Annotated in this window: 1 protein-coding gene and 1 pseudogene; both read right to left on the reverse strand. The window is 68.6% G+C overall.

The window, feature by feature from the left end; translation table 11 throughout:
- Positions 1 to 113: 113 nt before the first annotated feature.
- Positions 114 to 436: pseudogene (locus RM423_RS24875) on the reverse strand (helix-turn-helix domain-containing protein).
- Positions 437 to 440: 4 nt separating this feature from the next.
- Positions 441 to 996 (reverse strand): tyrosine-type recombinase/integrase (locus RM423_RS24880; RefSeq protein ID WP_311425721.1); only part of this gene is annotated, 556 nt, incomplete at its 5' end.

The following is a 996-nucleotide window of genomic DNA, read 5'->3' on the forward strand; positions in this document are numbered from 1 at the left end:
GCCGCCTGGCCAGCAGGCGAAGCAATAGTCGACCTGGGCCATGGCCGCGGGCGCAAGCTTGCAGGTGACGCGCTTCCTCCGTCGCAGCGGGCTGGCTCCGGGGCGTTTCTGGGTCACGCAGGCGGTGCCGAACGGTTACGACCCAGCTTGGGGATTACTCCGGCCGAGCGCGCGGTGCGTTGGCTTCCGCAGCCGCGGAGGGACGGCGGGCGGCTACGGCGGCGGGTTCGCAGATCAGCAGGTCGGTGGGTGCGCATTCGAGCACGGCGCAGATGACATCGAGGTCGTCAAGGCGGATCGAGGTCGGCGTCGTAGTCCATAGCGCTGACATCTTCCCGGCGCTGATGTCCAGGCCGGCACCGGCCAGTCGGCGTCGCATCTCGGTGGATTTCCAGATGCCGCGCTCGGCGGCGGTCATGCGCAGATTCCAGCGCATCGGTTCACCCCTCAGTCTCGAGTCGGGCCGCGACCCGGGCGTTCGCAGTCACCCAGGCGTGCTCGATGTGTTCGGGCGGAACGTGGATATAGCGCGTCGTGGTCGACAGCCAGGAGCGGCCGAGCAGTTCCTGGATCGCTTTGAGGTCAAGGCCGCGCTCATACAACGAGGAGGCGCAGTAATGCCGCAGACCGTGCGGGGTGAGCCGGCCCTGCCAGGCCGGCAGCCAGATCCCTACCGCGCCGGCGAGCCAGGTACGCAGCGCGTCACTGCCCGCCCGCGGGCACTGCCCCGTCTGCGGGTCGCGGCGCTCGCTGGGCAGCAGCGGAGCGTCCGGGTCGGCGTAGTCCTCACCGAACTGGTGCCGCACATCGGTGAACCACCAGCGCAGCGAAGGCTCCACGCCATCGATGCACGGCAACAGCCGGGTCTTCACGGACATCAAGGCCGAGGACGTGCTCGCGAACTGACGACAGTGCGGACATTTGGCAGCAGCAGTCCATGACCGGGTGTCGACGGGCTGCAGCGTGCCGGTTTCAGGCGATTCGGCAGACCGATGA

The organism is Jatrophihabitans lederbergiae, from assembly GCF_031845305.1.
Lineage (GTDB): Bacteria > Actinomycetota > Actinomycetes > Mycobacteriales > Jatrophihabitantaceae > Jatrophihabitans_A > Jatrophihabitans_A lederbergiae.